This window comes from Meiothermus sp. CFH 77666 (assembly GCF_017497985.1).
GTDB lineage: Bacteria > Deinococcota > Deinococci > Deinococcales > Thermaceae > Meiothermus.
Window position 1 is genome coordinate 16,900 of sequence record NZ_JAGDFV010000020.1, and the last position, 21,290, is coordinate 38,189.

Genomic DNA, 21,290 nt, shown 5'->3' on the forward strand with positions numbered 1-21,290 from the left:
AGAGGGAGCAAGGGTGGGGGGTTGGTTTCCACCACCCACCCCCTACCGCCAACTTGCCCCACGCGCCTCGATCTCAGCTGTCCACGTAAAGTTTGGAATTACAGTATCTCCTGTACTTCTTTGGTCACCACGGTGTGACACTTGCGGCAGCGCGGCTCGTAGGCTTCGCTGGCCCCCACCAAAATAACCGGATCGTCGTAGCGGGCCGGTTTGCCGTTCACAAAGCGCTGGGTGCGAGTTGCGGGAGCTCCACAAACCGGACACACCGCGTAGAGCTTTTCCACGTACTCGGCGCGGGTCAGCAGGTCGGGCATGATGCCAAACGGTTCACCACGAAAGTCCATGTCGAGACCCGCGCAAATGACCCGCACGCCCTTGTCGGCCAGATCCAGCACCAGCCTAATAAGACCCGCATCAAAAAACTGGGCTTCGTCTACGGCCACCACATCGGGGAGGGGGTCGGTCAGGTGAGCTCGCAACTCGGCCGAATCGCGCACCGGAATGGCCTCGGCGCGCCTGCCATCGTGGCTCGAGACATCGCTTGCGTGGTAGCGGTCATCTAGACGTGGCTTGAATACCAGAACACGCTGCCGGGCAATTAGGGCCCGCTTGATGCGCCGAATCAGCTCGTCGGACTTTCCCGAGAACATCGGCCCAACCACAACTTCAATCCAACCCTGGTGGTGCGGAAGATGGGGCAAGCTCATAACCGGGGCCTAGCATATCGTATTGGCGGCAACGTTGGCGGGAATGGGCGCAAACCCAACGGCCAGCATCGGTTGAAGGGTCTATGGTCTATAGTTCATGGTCTATGGCCGATAAATAGCCTTCAAGTTTGGATACCGATTAGCGCATATCATCACAGCTCAAACAAAAAACAGGCGAGCGACTGCCCGCCTGTCTGCACGCAGGGCGATTACTGCTTCTTTGCGGCTTTCTTGCCGTAGCTGCCACCGAACTTCTTCTGGAACTTCTCGACCCGGCCCTCGGTGTCCACAAAGCGCTGCTGGCCCGTCCAGAAGGGGTGGTTGCCGCTCCAGACTTCGACGTGAATCTCGGGCTTGGTGCTGTAGGTATGCATGACCACCTCACCGTTGCAGATGATCTTGCAGGGAACCAGCTTGGGGTGAATTTTCTCTTTCATGCTCTCTCCTGCGCACGGATTTGGCCGTGACGTCAACTGTAGCACTATAGCAGGTCTAGGCGGTAAGGGCAAGACTGGGTTAAAATCGCGCACACCATGACTCGAGGGGTACGCGGCGCCATTACCGTAGAAGAAGACAGCCGGGAGGCCATCCTGAGTGCCACCCGCGAGCTATTGCAAAAGATGCTCGAGGTCAACCAGATCACCGATTTCGACACCATTGGGGCCATGATCTTTACCCTGACCGACGACCTCTGCGCCGCTTTTCCCGCCGAGGCTGCCCGGCAACTGGGGATGCAGATGGTTCCGCTCATCAACTCCCGCGAAATTCCCGTGCCGGGTGCTTTGCCCAGGGTCATTCGGGTGATGATGCTCTGGAACACCGACATACCCCAAAAACAGGTCAAGCACGTTTATTTGCGCGAGGCAGTACGCCTGCGGCCCGACCTGGAAAGCGCGCAGTAAAGGTCAATAGCCGATGGTTGATAGTTCCAAAGTCAGAGATGCTTTTGCCATCAGCCATTGGCTATCGGCTATCAGCTATCGACTATCGGCTTCTCAGCGTACCTTGGCCCCTGGTGGCAGGTCTTGCTCCGGTGTGACCACCACAATCCTGCCCTCGGCATTCTCACCGGCCAGAATCATGCCCTGCGACTCCACACCACGCAGGACCGCAGGCTTCAGATTGGCCACCAGCACCAGCTTCTTGCCCACCAGACTCTCGGGGGTGTAGTCCCTGGCGATACCCGAAACCACCTGTCGGGTGTGATCCCCCACATTGAGGGTGAGTATCAGGAGTTTGTCGGCCTTGGGGTGTTTTTCGGCTTTGACCACCTCGGCTACCCGGAAGTCCACCCTGGCAAAGTCATCGATGCTGATTTGCCCGTTGGCAGCGTTCGGCTCGGACGAAGGCGCCGCTTTCGGCTTAGGGCCTTCGCCTTTGGGCTCCCCGACCTCGAGCTTGGGGAAAAGGATCGGCGCCTCCTGGGGAATCTGAGTGCCCGCAGGCGCAAGCCCCCAGGTTTCGGTCTGGGCAATGGTGTAGTCGCCCAGTCCAAGGGCTGCCCGCAGTTCCCGGGCTTTGGTCGGGAGGGCCGGCTCCAGTAGCACACTGGCAATGCGCAGCCCCTCTACCGCCGTGTAGAGCGCATCCTCGAGTTCTTGTTTGCGGCTCTCGTGGCGGGCCAGTTCCCAGGGTTTGGCGTCGTTGATGAACTTGTTGAGGCTGCGCACGTACTGGAGAACCTCCTCCAAAGCCAGGTGAATCCGCAGGGCGTCCACCTCCTTGCGCACTTTTTCGGCGAGGGCTACCCCGGCTTTGGCAATTTCAGAGTCGGGCGCGGAGGGGGCAGGAATCACGCCCCCGGTGTACTTGAGCAGCATGGTGCGCACCCTCGAGAGCAGGTTGCCCAGGTCGTTGGCCAGGTCGCTGTTCAGACGCTGTACCACCACTTCCTCGCCGAAGGGGCTGTCCGAGCCCAGGGTGGTATCGCGCAGCAGGGCGTAGTGCACCGCATCCACCCCAAACTTGTCCAGCAGGGCCAGTGGGTCTATGGCGTTGCCCAGGCTTTTGCCCATCTTGCGCCCATCCATAGCCAGGATATGGCCGTGCACCACCAGGCGCTTGTAAACGGGCAGGCCTGCGCTCTTGAGCATGGTGGGCCAGAAGATGGCGTGGGGTTTGAGGATGTCCTTGCCGATCACGTGCCAGGCATGGGGCCAGTACTTCTCGAAGAGGCCCCGGCTGGCCAGCGAGGAGGCATAGGCCAAAAGCGCATCGAACCACACATAGGTCACATGGTGTTCGTCCCAGGGGATGGGAATGCCCCAGGGCACGCGGTCTTTGGGGCGGGAGATGGACAGGTCGCCAATGGGCTCCTTGAGAATTTCCAGCACCTCGTTCCGGTAGGCCTGGGGCTGGATTAGCTCGGGGTGCTGGTGGAGGTATTCCACCAGCCAGGGGCGGTATTTTTCCATGCGAAAGAAGTAGTTGGCTTCCTTTCGCCGGATGGGCGGCTCCGAGTCGCCGGGCAGGATGCCATTCACCAGCTCCTTCTCGGTTACAAAGCGCTCGGAGCCCACCGAGTAAAGCCCCTCGTACTCGGCGTAGTAGATGTCGCCCGCTTCGTAAACCTTGCGCAGGATTTCCTGCACGAAGCGCTTGTGGCGCTCCGAGGTGGTGCGAATGTAGTCGTCGTAGCTGATCAGCAGGCGCTGGTAGGCGGGCTGAAAAAGCTGCTCCGAAACGTAATCTACAAACGCCTGCGGTTCTTGTCCGGCATTTTTGGCTGCCCGCGCTATTTTTTCGCCGTGTTCGTCGGTACCGGTCACGAAGTTGGTCTCGTAGCCATCCAGCCGGTGAAAGCGGGCCAGAAAGTCGCAGATGATTTTCTCGTAAACATGGCCGATATGGGGCGCCGCATTGGCGTAGTCAATGGCGGCGGTTTCGTAAAAGATTTTGCTCACGGGTAACTCCTTCGGTTTTGGGTGGGCATCCAGCCCGGAAACGTTCTGCAAAAAAACCGGGGCGCAAACGCGCCCCGCCGATAGCCTACTGGTTGCTATCGTCGGGACATTCGCATCATTCGGGTAAACCGATGCCGTATCACAAGGTATATTTTATTCGCCTAAACCTGCGTTTGACAAGCTTGCTAACCCGTGGATCCGTGGATGATCGCTTGATGGCTAACCGGGAGGTGTACCAAGGTACTCGAGCCCCCCCGGCCCTGCCACAATCGCCAGGGTGGCCAGGCCCACAAAAAGCCCACTTTCCACCACGCCCGGAATACGTTTGAGTTCGGCCTCGAGGCCTTCAGGATTCAAAATGGGGCCAAAGTTTACATCCACAATCAGGTTGCCCCCATCGCTATAGAAAAACTCGTCGCCATCCATACGCAGGGTGGGTTCGCCCATACGTGAGAGGGCGTGCATGGTGGCGCGGTAGCCAAAGCGCACAATCTCCACCGGAACCACCCCACGCCCGAGCTGGGCAACTTTTTTGGTGTGGTCGGCAATCACGATAAACTGCCTAGCACTGGCCTCGACAATCTTTTCCCGCAGCAGAGCCCCCCCCAGCCCCTTGATGAGCGAAAGGTCGGGGGCAATCTCGTCGGCGCCATCAATGGCCAGATCCACCCCGTGGGGCTCGAGTTCGCAGAGGGGAATCCCCAGGTCATGGGCCAGCAGGGCCGTAGCCTCGGAGGTGGGCACGGCCATTACGTTTGAAATCTCGCCCTCGCGCAACCGACGGCCCAGCTCCATGACTGCATATTTGGCCGTCGAGCCGGTACCGAGCCCCACCACCATGCCCGACTGAACATACTTGACGGCCTCGAGGGCCGCTTGTTGCTTGTAGGTATCCAGGTTATTCATAGTTTCTCTTGATAGCCCTACCCCTTAAAGGCACGGCCCCATTCAGATTACCGAATTTGCACCGGTGGCTGGGCAGATCACCGGTTTTCTCGAGCGCGATTCAAAAACCCTGCAGGTTCTGGAGTCCTTCCTCTGCAAAAGAAATAGCCGCCCATCCGGGCGGCGGGTTCGGTGTGTGAGCCTGGGTCGTCTCGAGTTCGTCACACTGCTTGCTTTTGTAGCTCAATCAGCGCTTCGGCCACCTCGAGGGCGTGTTCGTCGGGTTTGACCTTGTCCCATACCTTCGCCACCCGGCCCCTGGGGTCAATCAGATACGTATAGCGAAAGACGCCTTCATACTCCTTGCCCATAAAGTTCTTACGGCCCCAGGCCCCATAGGCACGAATCATGTCCTGGTCGGGGTTGGACAGCAGCGGGAAGTTGAGGCCGTACTTACGGTGAAACTTGTCGTGGCTCTTCACATCGTCGGCAGATACGCCCAGCACCACCGCCCCCAGCTCTTCCAGGCGGCCTTTTTCGTCGCGGAAGTTGCAGGCTTCCTTGGTGCAACCGGGGGTGTCGTCCTTGGGGTAGAAGTAAAGGACTACCCACTTCCCCCGGTAGTCTTCCAGAGTATGTACCTTTCCTTCCTGGTCGGGCAGGCTAAAGTTCGGTGCGGAGTCGCCAACTTTCAGCATAGCGGAGAAATGATAACCCAATCACCATAGCCCCAGTGTTGCCTGCATTTCAAGCACCCTCTGCACATACCGACTTTGCAGGGCGCCTCTGCCTTCTCCCCTTGGGACGAAGGTGACGACACCCCATTCATAGAGGCCATCAAAAATCAAGGATGCAGATTGGCTGCCCCTATGCCTCGTCGAATGAAAGGTTGACCTGGACTTGAATCAAGCATCGTTCCGACGATGTACCTAACCGAGCTTATAACCAAACCTGCGCAGGATGTCCTTACGCCACTGGATATCCTCCTCGGCCTCGACCCCAAGCGGTTTGTGCCCATCCAGAACCCCCAGGATTCCGCGCTGGTCGTCCTGTTCGGCCACAATCACCGCAAGGGGGTTGGCCGTGGCCGCGAAAATCCGCACCACTTCGGGCGTGGCCTTAACCGCGTGAAGCACGTTGATGGGGAAGAAACCCTCGCCCAGCACAATCAGGAAGGAGTGGCCGGCCCCAATGGCCCCTGCGTTGCGGACGGCCAGCTCTACCAGTTCGGCCGATGTGCCGCTCTTGCGAATCAGGCGCTTGCCGGAGGCTTCACAGAAGGCCAGTCCAAACTGGATGCCCGGCACCGCCGTCACCAGGGCTTCGTGCAAGTCCTCGACGGTCTTGATGAAGTGGCTCTGGCCCAGGATTACGTTCAGGTTTTCCGGTTTCTCAACCCTGACAATTTGAAGTTCCATGCCTTATTTAGGCACACTGAACTTCACCAGGTCAACCGTTGCGCCATCCGGGGTCGCGTAGCGCACGATACCCACCCCAGGGACAAAGAAAATCTCCATTACCTGACTGCCGCCGCCGCTCGTGACGGTGGAGGTTCGGATGACATAGGCGTTGAAGCGGCCCGCCGGAACGTTCACCCCTTCAATGCGCAAAACTTTGCCCAGCAGGGCCACACTCTGGCCACCGAAATTGCTACGTCCGCCCCATTCTTGTCCCAGTACCAGAGGAGGAGCCGGATATAGTTGCAGGGGCGGGTTGTAGCGCTGCACTGCCTGACCGATAATCAAGCCCTCCAGGAGCACCCCCTTATCCGGGGTGTAGCGCAGCAGGTCGGCGCTAACCGGCTGTTTGTCGAGCCTGCGCTCAAACACCAGCATCCCGTTTTGCTCGCGAGTGAAAACCTGCTCCATGCCGGAGGAGTACGTCCAGGAGTAGCCGATGCCGTTGGGGTAGTAGGCAGTAGGCGCGGCCAGCGCCCCCAGCAGCAGCAATCCAAATGTCAAGAAGCGCTTCATCCTTTTTATGCTACGCCCCCTCGAGGCAAATCAAGGTGCATTCAGCCAGCACGTAAGTTAGCCGGTTAGATGCTTACTCGTCCCTCCCCAGCTCGTGACCGCGCAGGGTAGCGGCCTCCACCGCCTCGATCAGGGCTGCTCGGACTGCACGGGCCTCGAGCGCCGCCAGACCGTGGATGGTGGTACCGCCGGGGCTGCTGACCTCATCCTTGAGCACTGCCGGGTGCTTCTTGCGGAGCAACTCGCCGGTAGCGATGAGCACATCGGCGGCCAGTTGCAGGGCCTGGGCCCGCGGGATGCCCTGCTTCACCCCGCCATCGGCCAGGGCTTCGGCCACCACCGCTACATAGGCCGGGGCCGAGGCCGACATGCCGGTGAAGGCGTCGAAGAGGCGCTCTGGCAGGTCGTAGACATCGCCCACCGTGGCAAACAAAGCCCTGGCGAACTCGAGGTCGCCCGCCTCTTCGGCTTCGCGGGGGCCGGTGATGGCGGTGGAGCTTTTGCCGATGGTAGCCGCCAGATTGGGCATACACCGCACCACCCGCCGGGTGCCCAGCCGCCGCGACAACACCGCCGTGGAGACCCCGGCCATGATGGAGATGTAGCCCGTGTTGGGATGGGCGACCTGCGGGGCCAGGGTGGCGACGTCCTTGGGCTGCACGCTCAGGAGTATCCGCTCACAACGGCGCAGATCTTCCAGGCGCAGGGGGGTGACCCCGGTCTCGAGGGCCACCTGCTGGGTGCGTTCGGGGGTGTCCAGTATGCCAATATCGGAAGCCTCGAGCATCTCAGCCCGTAACAGACCCTCCAGAATACTCTTGCCCATCTTGCCCACGCCGACAATCGCCAATTTCATGGCCCCAAGTCTAGCAGCAAGCAGGCGGTGGGGACAGGGGGAACAGGGCTTGCACCGTCTGTTGCTTTGGGGTCAGGCTCTTATCATTTTTCTGGGCATCGTAATTTCAACCCCTCACCCGGCGACAGCGGTTAACGCCAGACTTGTTTTAGTTGGCAGCTATCGGCTTTCAGCATTGGGCTTTGAGCCTCTTGCATTGCTATACTCCTGTGGTGCTGGTTCTCGCACTCGACACTGCCACGTCTTATCTGGTGCTGGGCTTGCCCCATGCCGAGCGAGCCATCCGCCTGGGGCGTCGCCATGCCGAGGTGCTGTGGGGAGAGCTCGAGGCTTTTCTGCAGCAGGCCGGGGTCGGGCTACGCCAACTGGAAGGGATTGCCGTCGGGCGTGGGCCGGGCTCTTACACCGGGCTACGGGTGGGCATTGCGGCGGGGTTGGGGCTGGCCAGAGGTCTGGGGGTTCCGGTGACCGGAGTGGAAACCCTGGAAGCCACAGCCCTGCGCTACCGGGGACGGGTCACGGTGGCCCACACCACACGCAATGGGCTCTGTTACACCGCCAGCTACCAGATTGAAGCGGCCCGGTCGGAAACCCTGCAAGCACCCCATCGCAGCCGGCTGGATGCGCTCCAACCCACCGGCCTGTTTGTACTGGACGAACCCCCCTCCGGCAGGGCCCTGGCCCACCTGGGCATCGAGGCCCTGAAAGCCGGGCACACCCTGATAGAACCCCTGTACCTATGACCCTTGCAGAATACCACTCGCTGCACAAGACCCCCGTCCCCGGAGGGTATTTGTACACCAAAGCGGGGGCCCGGGGGCTGGCCGACCCCGCCTACGAGCTGCTGGCGCAGCACCTCGAGCCCCACGGCGAAACCGCCCTCGACCTGAATCCGGGCATCGGGCGGGTCACCCACGCCCTGCGTCAGCACGGGCTTATTACCCAAGCCCTCGAGACCTCGAGGGCCTCGCTGCGCTGCCTGGAAGCCAGTTTTGCCGATGCTGTAAGGCTCATCCGGGGGTTACCCTGGGAAACGGAGCCCGAATCGTGCGACCTCGTGGCCTTGGTGTTACCTGCTAACCGCGGGACGCGGTACGTGGAGCTATCGCTCCTGGGAGCCGCCAAAGCCCTGCGGGTGGGGGGGCGGCTCTGGATAGCGGGCAGCAAAGATAAGGGCTTCGAGCACTATTTCAAGCTGGCCCAGGAACTGCTGGGCTTTGGTTTGCTGGTTAAGCGAGATGGAGCCTTGCGGGTGGCCGTGCTGGAAAAAGAAAAACCTGCCCCCGAACTGCCGGTTGTATGGCAGTCCTTTGCTTGCCAGATTCAGGGCCAAACCCTGCATTTTGCCTACCTGCCCGGGGTTTTTTCCGGTGGGCATATAGACCCCGGCAGTGCCATGTTGCTGAGAGCCTTGCCCGATCAACCCGGCCACGTGCTGGACATCGGCGGGGGGTATGGCGCCCTGAGCCGCCCCCTGGTGGGCCGGGCCCAGAGCCTCACTCTCCTCGAGGACGACTGGCCCAGCGTGCTCTCGGCCCGGCAAAATCTGGATGAAAAGGCCACTGTGCTGCATTCGGATGTGGATGAGGCCTTGACACCGGGCCAAACTTTCACTACCATTGTTTCGAACCCCCCGTTTCACGTGGGGGGCCTTGTCGTGCTAGAAACCGCCGCCGCCTTTGTAGAAGCCGCCTACGCCCGCCTGGAGAGGGGCGGGAGCTTTTATCTTGTGGCAAACCGCTTCCTGCCCTACGAGCCTTTGCTCGAGGCCCGCTTTACCAGCGTACGCACCCTGGCCGTGGACAGCCACAAAGTGTTGCAAGCCCGTAAGTTGGATTAACACCCCTGTAGTACCGGCATCGCCGGGGGCCTGGGGCCCCTCACTGGGAGGTGAACTGCTTGAGCAAACCCAAAGCCGCTGCTAGCACGAAGGGACAATCCCTTTCAGGACAAACCAACGTCCGAGCCCCTTCGAAGCGATCCAAGTCGGGAAAGGTGGCCAGGGCCACGGCTTCCAGCGCCAAGGCAAAAGATCCTCCCGCCACGACCAAAGCAGCTAGCAGTAAAACCTCGGGTACCAAAGCTATCGCCGGGCCCCTCGAGCCGAGCAAGACCCCACCCAAATCGGCTACCAAGCCCGCCGCTCAGGTCAAGCCGGTAGGCAAAAGCGCGGTGACCAGCAAGACAAAAGCGAAGTCGCCCAACAAAACAGCTACCAAGCAACAAGAAAGAACGCCTGCCAAAGCCAAGACCCCCGTTCGCAAGGCCAGCCTTCTACAAAAGGCGACCTCCACTCCCAGCGAGTCGGCCCTGAGACCTAAAGCCAAAGGAGTTAATGAAGGCAAACCCATAGCTACCGAAGCCGTACCAGACAAAGCCTCGAAGTCCCAACCCAAACCCAGCAAAACCGGCGCCAAGCCAACCCAAAAAAACGTGACCAAATCTAAAACCACCCTGCCCAAGCCAAGCGCCAAGCCCGCTGCCAAAGCACCAACTGAAGCTATGCCCAAAACTCCAGCAAAACCCGTCAGCAAATCGGAAAAAGCCCCTGCCAGGCCCGAGTCTAAGGGCAATGGCGCACCCAAAGCTCTGGCCAAAGCCAAATCTGAAGAAAAGGATGTGAGCAAAGCCAAAGCAACCAATAAGCCTGCTCCTGCCAAAACCGAGAGCAAAGACAAGACCAGTCCTGAACCCAAGGCAGCGTCCAATCCCAAACCCAATGAAACTGTCCAGATACTAACCAGCAAAAAAGCTGCGGCAGCTAAATCCAAGGCTCCAACGTCTACCAGGCCGGTATCCAAAGCGCCCGCCAAAGGCAGTGCCGTAGTCGAGGATGTGGAAGAACTCCCGGAAGAGGAGCTGGCCCTGAATGCCGATGAACTCGAGGCCCCCGAGCTTGAAATCGCCGATGTGGACGACCTCGAGGCCGAGCCCGACCTCGACGCGCTGGTGCCTCCCACCCCTAAAGCCGGTAAGCTGACCGACGTTGCACTGGTAGACGAAGAAATCGGCGAGGAGGTGCTGGAGGCCGACCTCGAGGACATCGAGATCCTCGAGCCCGACTTCGAGCTGGGCACCCTGCCGGTGGAGGAGGTCGAGGAGGAGCTCGAGGAAGACCTGCCCCTGCCGCGCATCTCCACCTCCGACCCCGTCCGGCAATACCTGCACGAGATCGGGCAGGTGCCCCTCCTGACCCTGGAAGAGGAGATTGACCTGGCCCGCCGCGTGGAGGACGGAGTAGCTGCTGCTCAGCGGCTGGCCGAGGAAACCGGGATGGAGGCCGAGCTGATCCGCCACGTGCTGCGCAGCCAGGTGCAGGGTAGCAGCCGCATTGCCAGCATCCCCGGCACTGAGCTGCGCATTGACCCCGACACAGTGCAGGCGGTGGATGCCCGCCTGCGGGCGCTGCCCCGCGAGGTCAAGCGCCACCTGCATATCGCGCGGGACGGCGAAATTTGCCGCCAGCATCTGATTGAGGCCAATCTGCGGCTGGTGGTCTCTATCGCCAAGAAGTACACGGGCCGGGGCCTATCCTTCCTCGACCTGATCCAAGAAGGCAACCAGGGCCTTATCCGGGCAGTGGAGAAGTTTGAGTTCAAGCGTCGCTTTAAGTTCTCCACCTACGCCACCTGGTGGATCCGCCAGGCCATCAACCGGGCCATCGCTGACCAGGCCCGCACCATCCGCATCCCGGTGCACATGGTGGAGACCATCAACAAGCTGACCCGCACCGCCCGCCAGATGCAGCAGGAGCTGGGCCGCGAACCGGCTTACGAAGAAATTGCCGAGGCCATGGGGCCCGGCTGGGACGCCAAGAAGGTCGAGGAGACCTTCAAGATTGCCCAGGAGCCCGTAAGCCTGGAAACCCCCATCGGCGACGAGAAGGACAGCTTCTACGGCGACTTCATCCCCGACGAGCACATGGCCTCGCCGGTGGATTCCGCCGCCCAGAGCATGCTCTCGGAGGAGCTGGAAAAAGCCCTCGGCAAGCTTTCCGAGCGCGAGGCCATGGTCTTGAAGCTGCGCAAGGGCCTGATTGATGGGCGCGAGCACACCTTAGAAGAGGTGGGCGCCTATTTCGGCGTGACCCGCGAGCGCATCCGCCAGATCGAGAATAAGGCCCTGCGCAAGCTCAAGTACCACGAGAGCCGTACCCGCAAACTGCGCGACTTCCTGGACTGATGGCTTATGCCTCGTCTGCAGCACATCGCCTTACAGTCCAGCCGCCTGGAGGCTACCCGCGACTTTTACCGGGAAACCCTGGGACTCCCGGAGGTTCGCTACGACGGTGAGGTAGGCACGGTGTGGGTTAACTTCCCCGACGGCTTTGTGCTGCGCTTCGATCGCTCTTCCGTGCCGCCCGACCCAGGTGCCCTGACCTACCTGGGCCTCGAGCTCGACGACTTTGCCCAGGTAGACGCCATGTATCAGAAGCTCTCTGACTTCCTACCCATCGAGCGTGACCTGCGCGAGACCTACCGCCACCGGCAAGGCCCTTACGGTTTTATTCTGCGTGACCCCAACGGCTACGCCATAAAGGTTTTCAAGTACAAACTGCCGTAGGAATTGAAGGTTTCTCATAGTCGTGGTATAGGCTTGGGCCTCGAGGTGATGTGTGAAACCCTATCTGCTCGCCGGAATCATAATGCTGGGCCTCTTGAGTGGGTGCTCGAGCGCCCCCCAGCCCAAACTTCAGGCTTCCATCGGAACTTACAATGCCGCCACTACTGGAAGAGCCTACATCCTGGTTCTGCGACCCCAGCAACAACCCAACAGCATTACCATAAGCGTGAGCGGGCCGGGCGGCTATAGCGAGACCCTTGCCCTGCAAAGCGCTTCGGCCCGCACTCCCTCGGGGGTCTGGTGGGAGATTGGGTGGGATGCCTCCAAAACCCTCTTGAGCGGCACTTATACATTCTCGGCCACCATTGACGGGCAAACCGAACAGGTCAGCCTGAACGTGGATGCCAGTACTACCCTCACCAGGCCCACCGTGACCATTGGCAACAACCCCACCACCAAGAGCGTATCGGCTTCCTGGACTGCCAGCAGTGGGGCCACGGCCTATCTGGTACGCCTGGTGAACCGCACCACCAGTACCGTGGTCGCCCGCAACATCATTGCGGCCCTCAGCACCAGCTTCAGCAACCTGAACCTGAACACCTCCGATTCCTATGTGGTGGAGGTCTACCCAGCCAGCAGCAACATCAGCACCGACCCCCCCATCGTGCCCGGTCAGTTCAACATGGCCCTGGGGGAGAGTGCGCCCTTTACCGTCAACCCTGCACCGTAGAAGACCATTCCTTTTACATGGGTGACGCAAAACCTACGCTTTCAGCCCTCGGCCCTGGGCTTTTGGCCCTTACAGGAAGCACCCTCATGGATAACCTCGCGGCGCAGGTGCAAACCTATCTGCAAATCTACGACCCCCTGGGAATGGGCGAGCTGGCACCTCTTGAGGCGCTTTATGGGCCGGTAGTGGACGAGATCGTGGAAAAACTATCAACTGTCCAGAGCAGCGAAGAGGCCGCGGAGGCCATCCACCGGGTGCTGTACCTGACCTACGGCAACCAGGCCGGGCACGTGCGCAACTACGCCGACCTGGGGCGCGATCTGTTCAAGCTGGTGCGTAACGGCGCTTGACCACCGCATCGTAAACAAAACCCTAGACCCTTCCTTCCTGACCCTTTACCCTGGTGTCTATGACCGCCGACCAACGACTGGCCCAACTGCCACCTAAACTCCAGCGTGTTGTGCAGGTGCTGGGGAGCGCCCCCAAGGTGATCAAGACCGAGATGCTCCTGGAGTTTGCCAAGAAAATGCCGCCCCTGCCCGAGGGCATGCAGGGCAAACTCGAGCAAGTCCACGAGTGCACCACGCCTTTCTTCGTGCATGCCGAGCTCCAGGGGGGCAAGGTTCACCTCTTCTTCGACGCCCCCAAAGAAGCCCCCACGGTGCGGGCCTTTGCCGGGTTACTGGCCGAAGGGCTCGAGGGCGAAAGCCCCGAGGCCGTGCTGGGTGTGCCGGAGGACTTTTACAGCCTGGCCCGGCTCGAGGAAATCATCACCCCCCTGCGGCTGCGCGGCTTGCAGGCCGTGCTCACCCGCATCAAGCGCCAGGTGCGCGAAGCGCAGTGAGGGTTCCGGGCTCAGGGCTCTGGGGTCAGGGTGGAAGTTGTACCTTCTGAGGCGTTTTTCTGTGCTCTCTGCGGCGCTTGGCTCGAGCAGGTGAGAATTCCTCTGAGCTTGGAGGGCTGTGCCCGGCGAACTGCTCGAGGTAGCCCTTGCGGCCAAAGCTCTGCTTGCCATACCGCACCACCAGAGCGTCCAGCCATTCAAAAGCCACCCGCAGGATGGCCCGCAGCATCCGGGGGCTGGCCCGCCCCTCGAGGCTCAGTACACCACCTGAAAACGCGCCACAGCACGCCTCCTCGCGGCTCCAGAAGCGCCAGCAGCCCAGTTCCTCGTCGGCAAAAACCTCCAGACCCTCCTGTTGTAAGCGGTAGCGGTAGGGGTAGGGCTGGAAAAACATCAGGGCGTACTGTCGGTACAGGGCCTCTTCCAGGGCCAGCAGGTCGGCCCGCAGGCGCTGGCGGCTGCGCTCGGTCAGGCCCGGTTCGTCGAGTTGTGCCAGCAAGGTCATGCGTTCTTGCTCGAGGTCGCGCTCTTCGGGGGGCGGCTCTGCTTCCAGAGGGGTCTCCCCATAGGGGTTCAGCCGCAGGGCGGGCTTGCCCAGCATGGCGGCCTCAGCCTCGGCATAGCTGGGGTACTCCACCAGCACCCCGTTTTCCAGCCCCCAGAAGCGGGTGGCTACCTTTTTGACCAGTTCGCGGTCGTGTGAGACAAAGAGCAGTGTGCCGGGGTAGTCGGTCAGGGCTCTCTCGAGGGCTTCGAGCAGCTCGAGCTCGAGGTGGTTGGTGGGCTCGTCCATCACCAGCAGACCCGCCCGCAAGGCCCCCAGCAAGGCCAGGCCCGCGCGGGCTCGCTCACCGCCAGAAAAACTGCGGGGGGTGTCGTGCCAGTGTGGGGGGCGAAAGCCCATCCGGCCCAGCAGCGCCGCCGCCCGCGTCTCCCCGAACCTCGAGGCAAACTGGGCAAAGATGGGCTGGTCAGGTTCCAGGCCATGGTAGAGCTGGTCGAGGTAGCCGGTGCTCACTCCGTAGCCCAGGGTTCGCTCGCCGTCGTCCGGCAGTTCTCTGGAGAGCAACAAGCGGAGCAGGGTGGTCTTGCCGGCCCCGTTGGCCCCTACCAGCGCAATCCGGTCCCCCCGGAAGATGCGAAGGGTGGCCTCCCGGATAACGCTGCGCCGGCCCTCGTCTCCTCTACCCCGCTCGGCTGCACCCGTGCCTGGATAGGACTTTTTCAAGCCCTTCGCCTCGAGCACCAGCCTGGGCGTCCCCTCCGCTGCAATTTCCAGGCTCCAGCGGCGCTCGGGGGGCAGGGGATCGGGCATCTGGATACGCTCGGCTCTGGTTTGTAGCGAAGCCCTTTCGCGGGTCCGGCGATCCGAACCGGGCCGCCTCCGGTCTGGGATGGCTTGCAGCAGCCGCTGGCGCTCTTTTTCAGCTTCGTGGCGGGCTTTTTCCAGGGTTCGCCGAATGCGTTCGCGCTCCTGCAAATAGGTGGCATAGCCCCCTGCTACCCGGAACAAGCGCCCGGCTTCCAGGTGGTACACCGTGGTGGCCACCCGCTGTAACAGCGCCCGGTCATGGGAAATCAGCCCGACTGCACCGGAATAAGCCAACAACATCTCTTCCAGACGCAGGCGCATTCGCAGGTCGAGATGGGTGGTGGGCTCGTCCAGCAGCAAGACCTCCGCACCGGAAAGAAACGCCATCGCCAGCCCCAAGCGCACACCTTCGCCCCCGGAAAGCTTCTCCGCAGGTTGTTCCCAGAGAGAGTCCAGACCAAAGTCGGCTAGGGTGCGGGCCACCCGCCCTTTCCAGAACGAAAGTTCACGGATCTGGCTCCATACCTCGCCCGCCCGTTCGGGTGGGGTGTGGGAGAGTGCCTGCTCGGCCCGGTGCAGGGGGGTCATGCTGTAGGCCAACGCATACACGGTGGAACCGCTTGGGCGAAAATCCTGCGGCAGATAGACCACACGAACCCCTCCAGAGCGCTTTAGCTGGCCTCCCTCGAGGGGCAGTCGCCCGCTCAGCACCTGAAACAAGGTGCTCTTGCCGGCTCCGTTGGGCCCCACCAGAACCGCCCGCTCGCCCTGCTCGAGCCAGAAATCGGCCCCGCTAAACAAAACCCGCTCCGCATAGGATTTCTCACCTTCGCGCAAGCGCAGCAGTACCTGGGGTCGGGCTCGCACCACAACCCCTCGAGGGTAGCGCTTTGCCGGAAAACCGTCAAAGCCATGCGCAATACCTGACTTAGTTCTTTTTTGCTCACGGTGCCCGTGGATGCCAGTTTGCATCTTGGCTGAGTCTCGTTTAGTTGTCTGGAAAACCAACGGCTAGCCCTGCCTTGCCTGGAAGGAGCTCTGGCCAGGGCATCCAGTCAGCTGACACAGGCCGGACACCCCAACACCGCCAGAGCACACAGAGGTGTGGTCAAGCCCCCGTTTCATCGGCCACATCTCCTGCGTGAACAGCCCATAAAAAGTGGTAACTTTGTGTCAATTCCGATTAACTTCACCCTTTTTGGCCATGCTGCGTTGTAGGGTAGAAGGAAGATGTTCGAAGTAAGTCTGCGTCCCCTGGCCCTGCGCGACCTTCCGAACGTGCTGGATTGGAGCCGTGACGAGGCCTTTTGCCTGGCCAACGGTTGGCCGGTGGGGCTACCTCCTGAGCAACTCCAGGACTGGTTCGTGCGCTTGCTCAACAATCCCCCGGTAGACCTGGTGCGGCGGGGCATTGTGGTCACTTCCCCTCAGTACCCCAGCGGGCATCTGGTGGGGTTTGTGGATTTGCGAGAACTCAACCCACTGGAGAAGCGGGCCCGCTTACGAATTGCCATTGGTGAGGAAGTGCATCGGGGGCAGGGTGTGGGGTATGCGGCGGGCCTACAGATGCTCGAGTATGGCTTTGCGGAGCTGGGCCTGGAGCGCATTGTCGCCAAGGTGCATAGCTCCAACAGCCGCATGCGCAGCCTCCTGGAGAAGCTGGGCTTTCAGCTCGAGGGCATCCTCCGCCAGCACGAAACCCGCCAGGGCATTAAGGAAGACGTGTATCTGTTTGGCATGTTGCGAGCAGAATTTCCTCCTCTGAGCACAATTCACCCTCTGGCACAGTCTGCTTCTTGAATCAGGCTGTCCGCTCTTTCAGACCCGTCTCCAGCTCTTCCAGTAGTGCGTAGAGCTGCTCGAGCTTGCGCTTTCCCAGTATTCGCTCAATTTCTGCATAGACTTCCACAATCTCGGGCTTGATCTGCTCGACCAGGGCTTGCGCGTCTTTGGTCAGGGCCACCAGGACACTGCGGCCATCGGCCTGGTTGGCTTTGCGAAGCACCAGCCCCCGCTGCTCCATGCGCTTCAGGATGCCGCTCATGCTGGGCGGCAGAATCTGGCACTGCTCGGCTAGCTGCGAAATTTCCAGCCCTTCTCGCCCATCCAGCGCCCGCAGGATGCGCCACTGCTGCTCGGTCAGACCATGCCGCGAGAGCACTTCGCGAAAGCGCTGCACCACCGCCTCACGGGCTCGCAAGAGCGACATCGGCAAGGAGTGGGTCAGATCCCGCAAAAGCCGGCTGGAGGGGTCTTTGGGTAGGGGGGAGGCCATAGGGTTTGGGATTGGGGACAATTGTACCTGGGCTTGCAAACTATGCTACCGTTTTACTTAATATGTTAAGCATCTAAGCAGGACGATAAGCAACCTGGGCTACATACCCGCAAAGGAGTGCAATGGTCGAGTTCAAAGGCAGCATCGTACCCCTGGTGACACCGTTCAAGAACGGTGCGATTGACGAGGCCGCCCTCGAGCGGCTCATCGAGCGGCAGATCGAGGCCGGCTCCCACGCCCTGAGCGTGGGGGGCACCACCGGCGAGCCGGGCACCATTTCCGTGGAGGAGCGCATGTACCTGATTGAACTGGCGCTGCGCTTCATTCGGGGCCGCGTGCCCCTGCTGGCCGGAACCGGTACCCTGCGGCTCGACGAAACCCTGGAAATCACCCAGGCCGCCCACAAGATGGGCGCTCAGGGTGCGCTGGTGATTACCCCTTACTACATCAAGCCCAACCAGGAGGGGCTCTACCGCTTTTTTGGCCAGGTGGCCCAGGCCGTACCGGAGATGCCGGTGGTGCTGTACAACATTCCGGGGCGCTCGGGCATCGAGATCAAGATTGAGACCGTGGCCCGCCTCAGGCGCGACTTCAAGAACATCGTGGGCATCAAGCACTCCTCCAAGGACGTGGAGTACGTTTCCGAGCTCTTGCGCCGGGTGGGGCGGGATTTCAAGGTCTACTGCGGCCTCGAGGCCCTCACCTTCCCCATGATGTGCGTGGGGGCAGTAGGTACCATCGCCGCTACTGCCAACTGGCTGCCCAAAGAAACCGCCGAGATGTGCCAGCTCACCCTGGAGGGCCGGTACAAAGAGGCCCTCGAGCTTCACTACTTTAGTCTAGAGGCCAACGACGCGGTCTTCTGGGACACCAACCCCATCCCGCTCAAAACCGTGCTGGCCTGGATGGGCCTGTGCGAGAAGGAGTGGCGCGAGCCCTTAGGCCCCACCACCCCCGAGGTCGAGGCCCGCCTGCGCCGCATGGCCGAGTCCTATGGCCTGATTCCCACCCCAGCGGGCCACCCCCCGGTGCTGCCCGACCCCGCCGGGAAGCAATTTGTCTGACCCGATAGCTTGAGCTGATAGCTAAATGCCGATAGCTGATAGCCATAAAGCGAAACACCATGAAACTCGCCCGCTTCATCTCCAAAGGCCGCCTCTTGCAGGGGCATCTGCAGGACGGCATGCTGGTTGACCATGCCAAAGAGGCCCACCACCCCGACGAGGTGGTCTGGCAGCTCCCGGTGCAGCCCGGTAAGGTGCTGGCCCTGGCCCTCAACTTTGCCGAGCACGCCGAGGAGTTTGGCCTCCGCAAGCCCACCGAGCCGGCCCTTTTCTGGAAGCCCAACACCAGCCTGTTGCCCCACAAGGGCACGGTCATCTACCCCCAGGGGGCCCGCTTCATGCACTTTGAGTGCGAGCTGGCGGTCATCCTCGGGCGCAACGCAAGGCGGGTCAGGGCCAAAGACGCCCTCGATTACGTGGGGGGCTACACCATCGCCAACGACCTGGTGGTGCGCGACTACGTGTCCAATACCTTCCGACCCCCCATCCGGGGCAAGGGTTGGGACACTTTCGGGCCACTGGGGCCCTACTACGTGACCGCCGACGAAGTGCCCGACCCCCATAACGTAAAAATGCGGGCCTATGTGAACGGCGAACTACGCCAGGAGACCACCACCCAGGGCATGATTTTCTCCATCCCCGAGGTGATTGAGTTCATCTCGAGGTTCATGACCCTGGAGGCCGGAGACGTCATTCTGACCGGCACCCCCAAGGGCATCTCGCAGGTACATCCGGGCGACGTGATGCGGATGGAGATCGAGGGGCTGGGCGCCCTGGAAAACAACATCGAGTGGGAAACCGAAGAAGCCGAGCCGGTTCTTTCTGAGGAAGGTGACAGGTCGCTGGTTTTATGAGCTCAAAGCGCAAAGTCACGCAGCAACAGCACCTCGAGGCTGGAGTGCTGAATGCGTTCATCGTTGGTCAAAAAAACTTCACAATCCGTTTGCAAAGCCGTTGCAACGTGGATGGCATCGGGCAATTTGAGCCCAGCCGTTCCACGCAGCCGGGCGGCCTCGAGCAAAATACTCCGCGAAACCGGTACGACCTCAAGCCCCGTTCGACTACGAATCGCGCTCTGATAAACGGCTTGGTGTTGAAGGTTCTTGTTCTCGATCGGCTTTATCAGCGCTTCTGCCAGCGAAAGCTCGCTGGTGACGGTTTGAAGCGCAGCGCTATCTATGGCTTTGAACAATGCCTCGAGAGCCTGCCTCAGTTGGGGGAAACCTTCGAGGGCATAGATAAACACATTGACATCCAGATAGGTTTTTCGGCCAGCAATGCGGCTCAAGATCTCCAAGCGTTGCGCTCCTGGCGGATGTGTTCATCGGCATCGGCCCCAAAGCTGAAGTTGCCTTTGGCTTTTCCCAGCAAACCTGAGAGGGGCGGCACTTTAGCCTCGGCTTCTACCAGCACAATTACCTCGGCCGTAGCACCTTCAGGTAGCTCAGAAGACTCGAGTTCGATACGCCCGCCCTTCTTTACCACCACTTTTTGCTTTACCGCAACCATGCCCTCAGTGTATCAGGTTCCCTGCACCCAAAAACCTTTGCCCCAAACTACCAAGCCTCGATTTACAAGAAGAAAGGGTCGGCTTTCTTGCTGAAATGCACACCGCATAGCTTTGGAGGGAATCCCAGTGAAATTTGCCGAGAAAACCCAGGCCATCAGCCCCGCGTTCATCGCCCAGGTACGGCAGAAGATAGCCAGCCACACCGTAGAGCACTTCATTGACGGTGCATTCCAGCCGGGGGTACGGGGCGAGCTGTTCGAGAGCCTCGACCCCTCCAACAACCAGGTGCTGGCGCGGGCCTACAAGGGCCACGCCGAGGATGTGGACAAGGCCGCCAGGGCCGCCAAAAAAGCCTTTGGCCAGTGGAAACTGAACGCCAGGGCCCGCAAGAAGTACCTGCTCAAAATTGCCGAGGTTCTGGAGAAGCACGGCGACGAGCTGGCCGTGATGGAGTGCCTGGACGCAGGGCAGGCCCTGCGGATTGTGCGGGCCCAGGTGGCGCGGGCCGCCGAGAACTTTAGCTTCTACGCCGAGTATGCCGAGCGGGCCATGGATGCTCACAGCTACCCGGTGGACGGAGAGTGGCTCAACTACTCGGTACGGGTGCCGGTGGGCGTCTGCGGCATCATCACCCCCTGGAATGCCCCCATGATGCTCTCCACCTGGCGCATTGCCCCCGCGCTGGCTTTTGGCAATACGGTGGTTCTGAAGCCTGCCGAGTGGTCGCCGCTCACGGCCTGGAAGCTGGCCGAGATTGTGCAGGAGGCCGACCTGCCGCCGGGGGTGTTCAACGTGGTGCAGGGCTTCGGGGAGGAAGCGGGCGACGCGGTGGTGCGCCACCCGGACATCCCCCTGATCGCCTTCACCGGCGAGACCACCACCGGCACCATCATCACGCGCAACGGGGCCGAGCACCTCAAGCGGCTCTCCCTCGAGCTTGGCGGCAAGTCCCCCGCCATCATCTTCGAGGATGCCGACCTCGAGCGGGCCCTGGACGCCACCATCTTCCAGATTTACAGCTTCAACGGCGAGCGCTGCACCGCCAACAGCCGCGCCCTGGTACACGAGAGCCTGTTCGAGGAGTTTGTGCGGCGGGTGGCCGAGCGGGCCGCGCGGATCAAGGTGGGGCATCCCCTCGAGCCCGAGACCGAGGTAGGGCCCCTGATCCATCCCGAGCACCTGCAGCGCGTGCTCAGCTATGTGGAGATTGGCAAGCAGGAGTCACAGCACATCTTCGGTGGTGAGCGGGTCGGCACCGAGGGTAACTACGTGCGGCCCGGGCTTTTTGTGGCCGAGAACCACCACCGCATTGCCCAGGAGGAGATTTTTGGCCCCATCCTGACGGTTATCCCCTTCAAGGACGAGGCCGATGCCCTGCAAAAAGCCAACGACTCCAAATACGGCCTGGCTTCGTATGTCTGGACCCGCGACGTAGCGCGGGCCCACCGTGTGGCCCTGCACCTCGAGGCCGGCATGACCTGGATTAACTCGCACAACGTGCGGCACCTGCCCACCCCCTTCGGCGGCGTCAAGATGAGCGGCACCCACCGCGAGGGCGGGGCGCACAGCCTCGAGTTCTACACCGAGCTCAAGCACATTGCAGTACCGCTTACCGAGCACCCGATTCCGAAGTTTGGGCGCTGAGTAACATGTTCGCTTCGCTCATCC

Annotated in this window: 25 protein-coding genes; 12 read left to right on the forward strand and 13 right to left on the reverse strand. The window is 61.2% G+C overall.

The features are described 5' to 3' along the window. Positions 1-98 precede the first annotated feature (98 nt). Positions 99-701 carry a thymidine kinase gene (locus J3L12_RS10985; RefSeq protein WP_208015154.1) on the reverse strand — a complete coding sequence of 201 codons (603 nt, stop codon included), beginning with the start codon at positions 699-701 and terminating at the stop codon, positions 99-101. Between the two features lie 215 nt (positions 702-916). Beyond that, positions 917-1,144 carry a 50S ribosomal protein L31 gene (rpmE, locus tag J3L12_RS10990; RefSeq protein WP_208015104.1) on the reverse strand — a complete coding sequence of 76 codons (228 nt, stop codon included), beginning with the start codon at positions 1,142-1,144 and terminating at the stop codon, positions 917-919. A gap of 96 nt (positions 1,145-1,240) precedes the next feature. Here rpmE and aroH point away from each other — a divergent pair, with 96 nt between their 5' ends. Next, a complete protein-coding gene (gene aroH / locus J3L12_RS10995) occupies positions 1,241-1,609 on the forward strand; it encodes a chorismate mutase (protein ID WP_208015105.1) in 369 nt (122 codons plus the stop codon). Positions 1,610-1,702: 93 nt separating this feature from the next. Here aroH and metG read toward each other — a convergent pair whose 3' ends face one another. The 6 genes from metG to proC form a co-directional block, all read right to left on the reverse strand. Further along, positions 1,703-3,610 carry a methionine--tRNA ligase gene (gene metG, locus J3L12_RS11000; protein WP_208015106.1) on the reverse strand — a complete coding sequence of 636 codons (1,908 nt, stop codon included), beginning with the start codon at positions 3,608-3,610 and terminating at the stop codon, positions 1,703-1,705. Between the two features lie 219 nt (positions 3,611-3,829). Then, a complete protein-coding gene (rpiA, locus tag J3L12_RS11005; protein ID WP_208015107.1) occupies positions 3,830-4,516 on the reverse strand; it encodes a ribose-5-phosphate isomerase RpiA in 687 nt (228 codons plus the stop codon). A gap of 200 nt (positions 4,517-4,716) precedes the next feature. Continuing rightward, on the reverse strand, positions 4,717-5,193 hold the full coding sequence (bcp, locus tag J3L12_RS11010) for a thioredoxin-dependent thiol peroxidase (RefSeq protein ID WP_208015108.1): 477 nt from the start codon (positions 5,191-5,193) through the stop codon (positions 4,717-4,719). A gap of 231 nt (positions 5,194-5,424) precedes the next feature. After that, positions 5,425-5,913, reverse strand: a complete 489-nt coding sequence (locus tag J3L12_RS11015; RefSeq protein WP_208015109.1) for an adenosine-specific kinase — start codon at positions 5,911-5,913, stop codon at positions 5,425-5,427. Positions 5,914-5,916: 3 nt separating this feature from the next. Further along, positions 5,917-6,468 (reverse strand): hypothetical protein, encoded by a 552-nt coding sequence (locus J3L12_RS11020; protein ID WP_208015110.1) that lies wholly within the window; start codon positions 6,466-6,468, stop codon positions 5,917-5,919. Positions 6,469-6,541: 73 nt separating this feature from the next. After that, positions 6,542-7,324, reverse strand: a complete 783-nt coding sequence (gene proC / locus J3L12_RS11025; RefSeq protein WP_208015111.1) for a pyrroline-5-carboxylate reductase — start codon at positions 7,322-7,324, stop codon at positions 6,542-6,544. A 212-nt stretch (positions 7,325-7,536) separates the two neighbouring features. Between proC and tsaB the strand changes: the two genes are divergently transcribed. Beyond that, positions 7,537-8,067, forward strand: coding sequence for a tRNA (adenosine(37)-N6)-threonylcarbamoyltransferase complex dimerization subunit type 1 TsaB (tsaB, locus tag J3L12_RS11030; protein WP_347708885.1), 531 nt, complete (start codon positions 7,537-7,539; stop codon positions 8,065-8,067). Next, positions 8,064-9,164 carry a methyltransferase gene (locus tag J3L12_RS11035; protein WP_208015113.1) on the forward strand — a complete coding sequence of 367 codons (1,101 nt, stop codon included), beginning with the start codon at positions 8,064-8,066 and terminating at the stop codon, positions 9,162-9,164. Before tsaB ends, J3L12_RS11035 begins: the two co-directional genes overlap by 4 nt. Before the next feature lie 304 nt (positions 9,165-9,468). Here J3L12_RS11035 and J3L12_RS11040 read toward each other — a convergent pair whose 3' ends face one another. Next, positions 9,469-10,095, reverse strand: coding sequence for a hypothetical protein (locus J3L12_RS11040; RefSeq protein WP_208015159.1), 627 nt, complete (start codon positions 10,093-10,095; stop codon positions 9,469-9,471). Here J3L12_RS11040 and rpoD point away from each other — a divergent pair. The 5 genes from rpoD to J3L12_RS11065 all read left to right on the forward strand — a co-directional run bounded on the left by rpoD (position 10,058) and on the right by J3L12_RS11065 (position 13,461). Further along, complete coding sequence (rpoD, locus tag J3L12_RS11045; protein WP_208015155.1) at positions 10,058-11,506, forward strand: RNA polymerase sigma factor RpoD; 1,449 nt, start codon at positions 10,058-10,060, stop codon at positions 11,504-11,506. The two genes, J3L12_RS11040 and rpoD, sit on opposite strands and share 38 nt — an antisense overlap. A 6-nt stretch (positions 11,507-11,512) precedes the next feature. Then, complete coding sequence (locus J3L12_RS11050; RefSeq protein WP_208015114.1) at positions 11,513-11,887, forward strand: VOC family protein; 375 nt, start codon at positions 11,513-11,515, stop codon at positions 11,885-11,887. A gap of 52 nt (positions 11,888-11,939) precedes the next feature. Beyond that, complete coding sequence (locus J3L12_RS11055; RefSeq protein ID WP_347708886.1) at positions 11,940-12,617, forward strand: hypothetical protein; 678 nt, start codon at positions 11,940-11,942, stop codon at positions 12,615-12,617. Between the two features lie 86 nt (positions 12,618-12,703). Beyond that, positions 12,704-12,967 carry a DUF1871 domain-containing protein gene (locus J3L12_RS11060; RefSeq protein ID WP_208015115.1) on the forward strand — a complete coding sequence of 88 codons (264 nt, stop codon included), beginning with the start codon at positions 12,704-12,706 and terminating at the stop codon, positions 12,965-12,967. 59 nt (positions 12,968-13,026) lie between these two features. Further along, a complete protein-coding gene (locus J3L12_RS11065; protein WP_208015116.1) occupies positions 13,027-13,461 on the forward strand; it encodes a SufE family protein in 435 nt (144 codons plus the stop codon). Between the two features lie 25 nt (positions 13,462-13,486). Here J3L12_RS11065 and J3L12_RS11070 read toward each other — a convergent pair whose 3' ends face one another. Further along, positions 13,487-15,643, reverse strand: coding sequence for an ABC-F family ATP-binding cassette domain-containing protein (locus J3L12_RS11070; RefSeq protein WP_347708887.1), 2,157 nt, complete (start codon positions 15,641-15,643; stop codon positions 13,487-13,489). 360 nt (positions 15,644-16,003) lie between these two features. Between J3L12_RS11070 and J3L12_RS11075 the strand changes: the two genes are divergently transcribed. Then, a complete protein-coding gene (locus J3L12_RS11075) occupies positions 16,004-16,573 on the forward strand; it encodes a GNAT family protein (protein WP_208015118.1) in 570 nt (189 codons plus the stop codon). A gap of 1 nt (position 16,574) precedes the next feature. Here the strand turns inward: J3L12_RS11075 and hpaR are convergent, their stop codons facing one another. Continuing rightward, positions 16,575-17,048, reverse strand: coding sequence for a homoprotocatechuate degradation operon regulator HpaR (hpaR, locus tag J3L12_RS11080; RefSeq protein WP_208015119.1), 474 nt, complete (start codon positions 17,046-17,048; stop codon positions 16,575-16,577). Positions 17,049-17,170: 122 nt separating this feature from the next. On the opposite strand from hpaR, the gene hpaI reads away from it, so the two are divergent. After that, entirely contained in the window at positions 17,171-18,112 is a 942-nt protein-coding gene (gene hpaI / locus J3L12_RS11085; protein WP_208015120.1) for a 2,4-dihydroxyhept-2-ene-1,7-dioic acid aldolase, read from the forward strand. Between the two features lie 59 nt (positions 18,113-18,171). After that, complete coding sequence (locus tag J3L12_RS11090; protein WP_208015121.1) at positions 18,172-18,966, forward strand: fumarylacetoacetate hydrolase family protein; 795 nt, start codon at positions 18,172-18,174, stop codon at positions 18,964-18,966. Between the two features lie 2 nt (positions 18,967-18,968). Here the strand turns inward: J3L12_RS11090 and J3L12_RS11095 are convergent, their stop codons facing one another. Continuing rightward, positions 18,969-19,409, reverse strand: coding sequence for a PIN domain-containing protein (locus tag J3L12_RS11095; RefSeq protein ID WP_208015122.1), 441 nt, complete (start codon positions 19,407-19,409; stop codon positions 18,969-18,971). After that, the gene (locus J3L12_RS11100; RefSeq protein WP_208015123.1) at positions 19,397-19,621 is read right to left on the reverse strand and encodes a hypothetical protein; all 225 of its coding nucleotides are present in this window, start codon (positions 19,619-19,621) and stop codon (positions 19,397-19,399) included. Before J3L12_RS11100 ends, J3L12_RS11095 begins: the two co-directional genes overlap by 13 nt. Positions 19,622-19,748: 127 nt before the next feature. On the opposite strand from J3L12_RS11100, the gene hpaE reads away from it, so the two are divergent. After that, complete coding sequence (gene hpaE / locus J3L12_RS11105; RefSeq protein ID WP_208015124.1) at positions 19,749-21,266, forward strand: 5-carboxymethyl-2-hydroxymuconate semialdehyde dehydrogenase; 1,518 nt, start codon at positions 19,749-19,751, stop codon at positions 21,264-21,266. Positions 21,267-21,290: the final 24 nt, after the last annotated feature.

Coding starts and splice junctions, on each gene's coding strand:
- J3L12_RS11020 (WP_208015110.1), bottom strand. CDS start 6,468: ATGAAGCGCTTCTTGACATTTGGATTGCTGCTGCTGGGGGCGCTGGCC.
- proC (WP_208015111.1), bottom strand. CDS start 7,324: ATGAAATTGGCGATTGTCGGCGTGGGCAAGATGGGCAAGAGTATTCTG.
- J3L12_RS11015 (WP_208015109.1), bottom strand. CDS start 5,913: ATGGAACTTCAAATTGTCAGGGTTGAGAAACCGGAAAACCTGAACGTA.
- hpaR (WP_208015119.1), bottom strand. CDS start 17,048: ATGGCCTCCCCCCTACCCAAAGACCCCTCCAGCCGGCTTTTGCGGGAT.
- J3L12_RS11065 (WP_208015116.1), top strand. CDS start 13,027: ATGACCGCCGACCAACGACTGGCCCAACTGCCACCTAAACTCCAGCGT.
- rpmE (WP_208015104.1), bottom strand. CDS start 1,144: ATGAAAGAGAAAATTCACCCCAAGCTGGTTCCCTGCAAGATCATCTGC.
- J3L12_RS11090 (WP_208015121.1), top strand. CDS start 18,172: ATGAAACTCGCCCGCTTCATCTCCAAAGGCCGCCTCTTGCAGGGGCAT.
- hpaI (WP_208015120.1), top strand. CDS start 17,171: ATGGTCGAGTTCAAAGGCAGCATCGTACCCCTGGTGACACCGTTCAAG.
- bcp (WP_208015108.1), bottom strand. CDS start 5,193: ATGCTGAAAGTTGGCGACTCCGCACCGAACTTTAGCCTGCCCGACCAG.
- J3L12_RS11100 (WP_208015123.1), bottom strand. CDS start 19,621: ATGGTTGCGGTAAAGCAAAAAGTGGTGGTAAAGAAGGGCGGGCGTATC.
- J3L12_RS11075 (WP_208015118.1), top strand. CDS start 16,004: ATGTTCGAAGTAAGTCTGCGTCCCCTGGCCCTGCGCGACCTTCCGAAC.
- J3L12_RS11035 (WP_208015113.1), top strand. CDS start 8,064: ATGACCCTTGCAGAATACCACTCGCTGCACAAGACCCCCGTCCCCGGA.
- rpiA (WP_208015107.1), bottom strand. CDS start 4,516: ATGAATAACCTGGATACCTACAAGCAACAAGCGGCCCTCGAGGCCGTC.
- aroH (WP_208015105.1), top strand. CDS start 1,241: ATGACTCGAGGGGTACGCGGCGCCATTACCGTAGAAGAAGACAGCCGG.
- J3L12_RS11050 (WP_208015114.1), top strand. CDS start 11,513: ATGCCTCGTCTGCAGCACATCGCCTTACAGTCCAGCCGCCTGGAGGCT.
- J3L12_RS11060 (WP_208015115.1), top strand. CDS start 12,704: ATGGATAACCTCGCGGCGCAGGTGCAAACCTATCTGCAAATCTACGAC.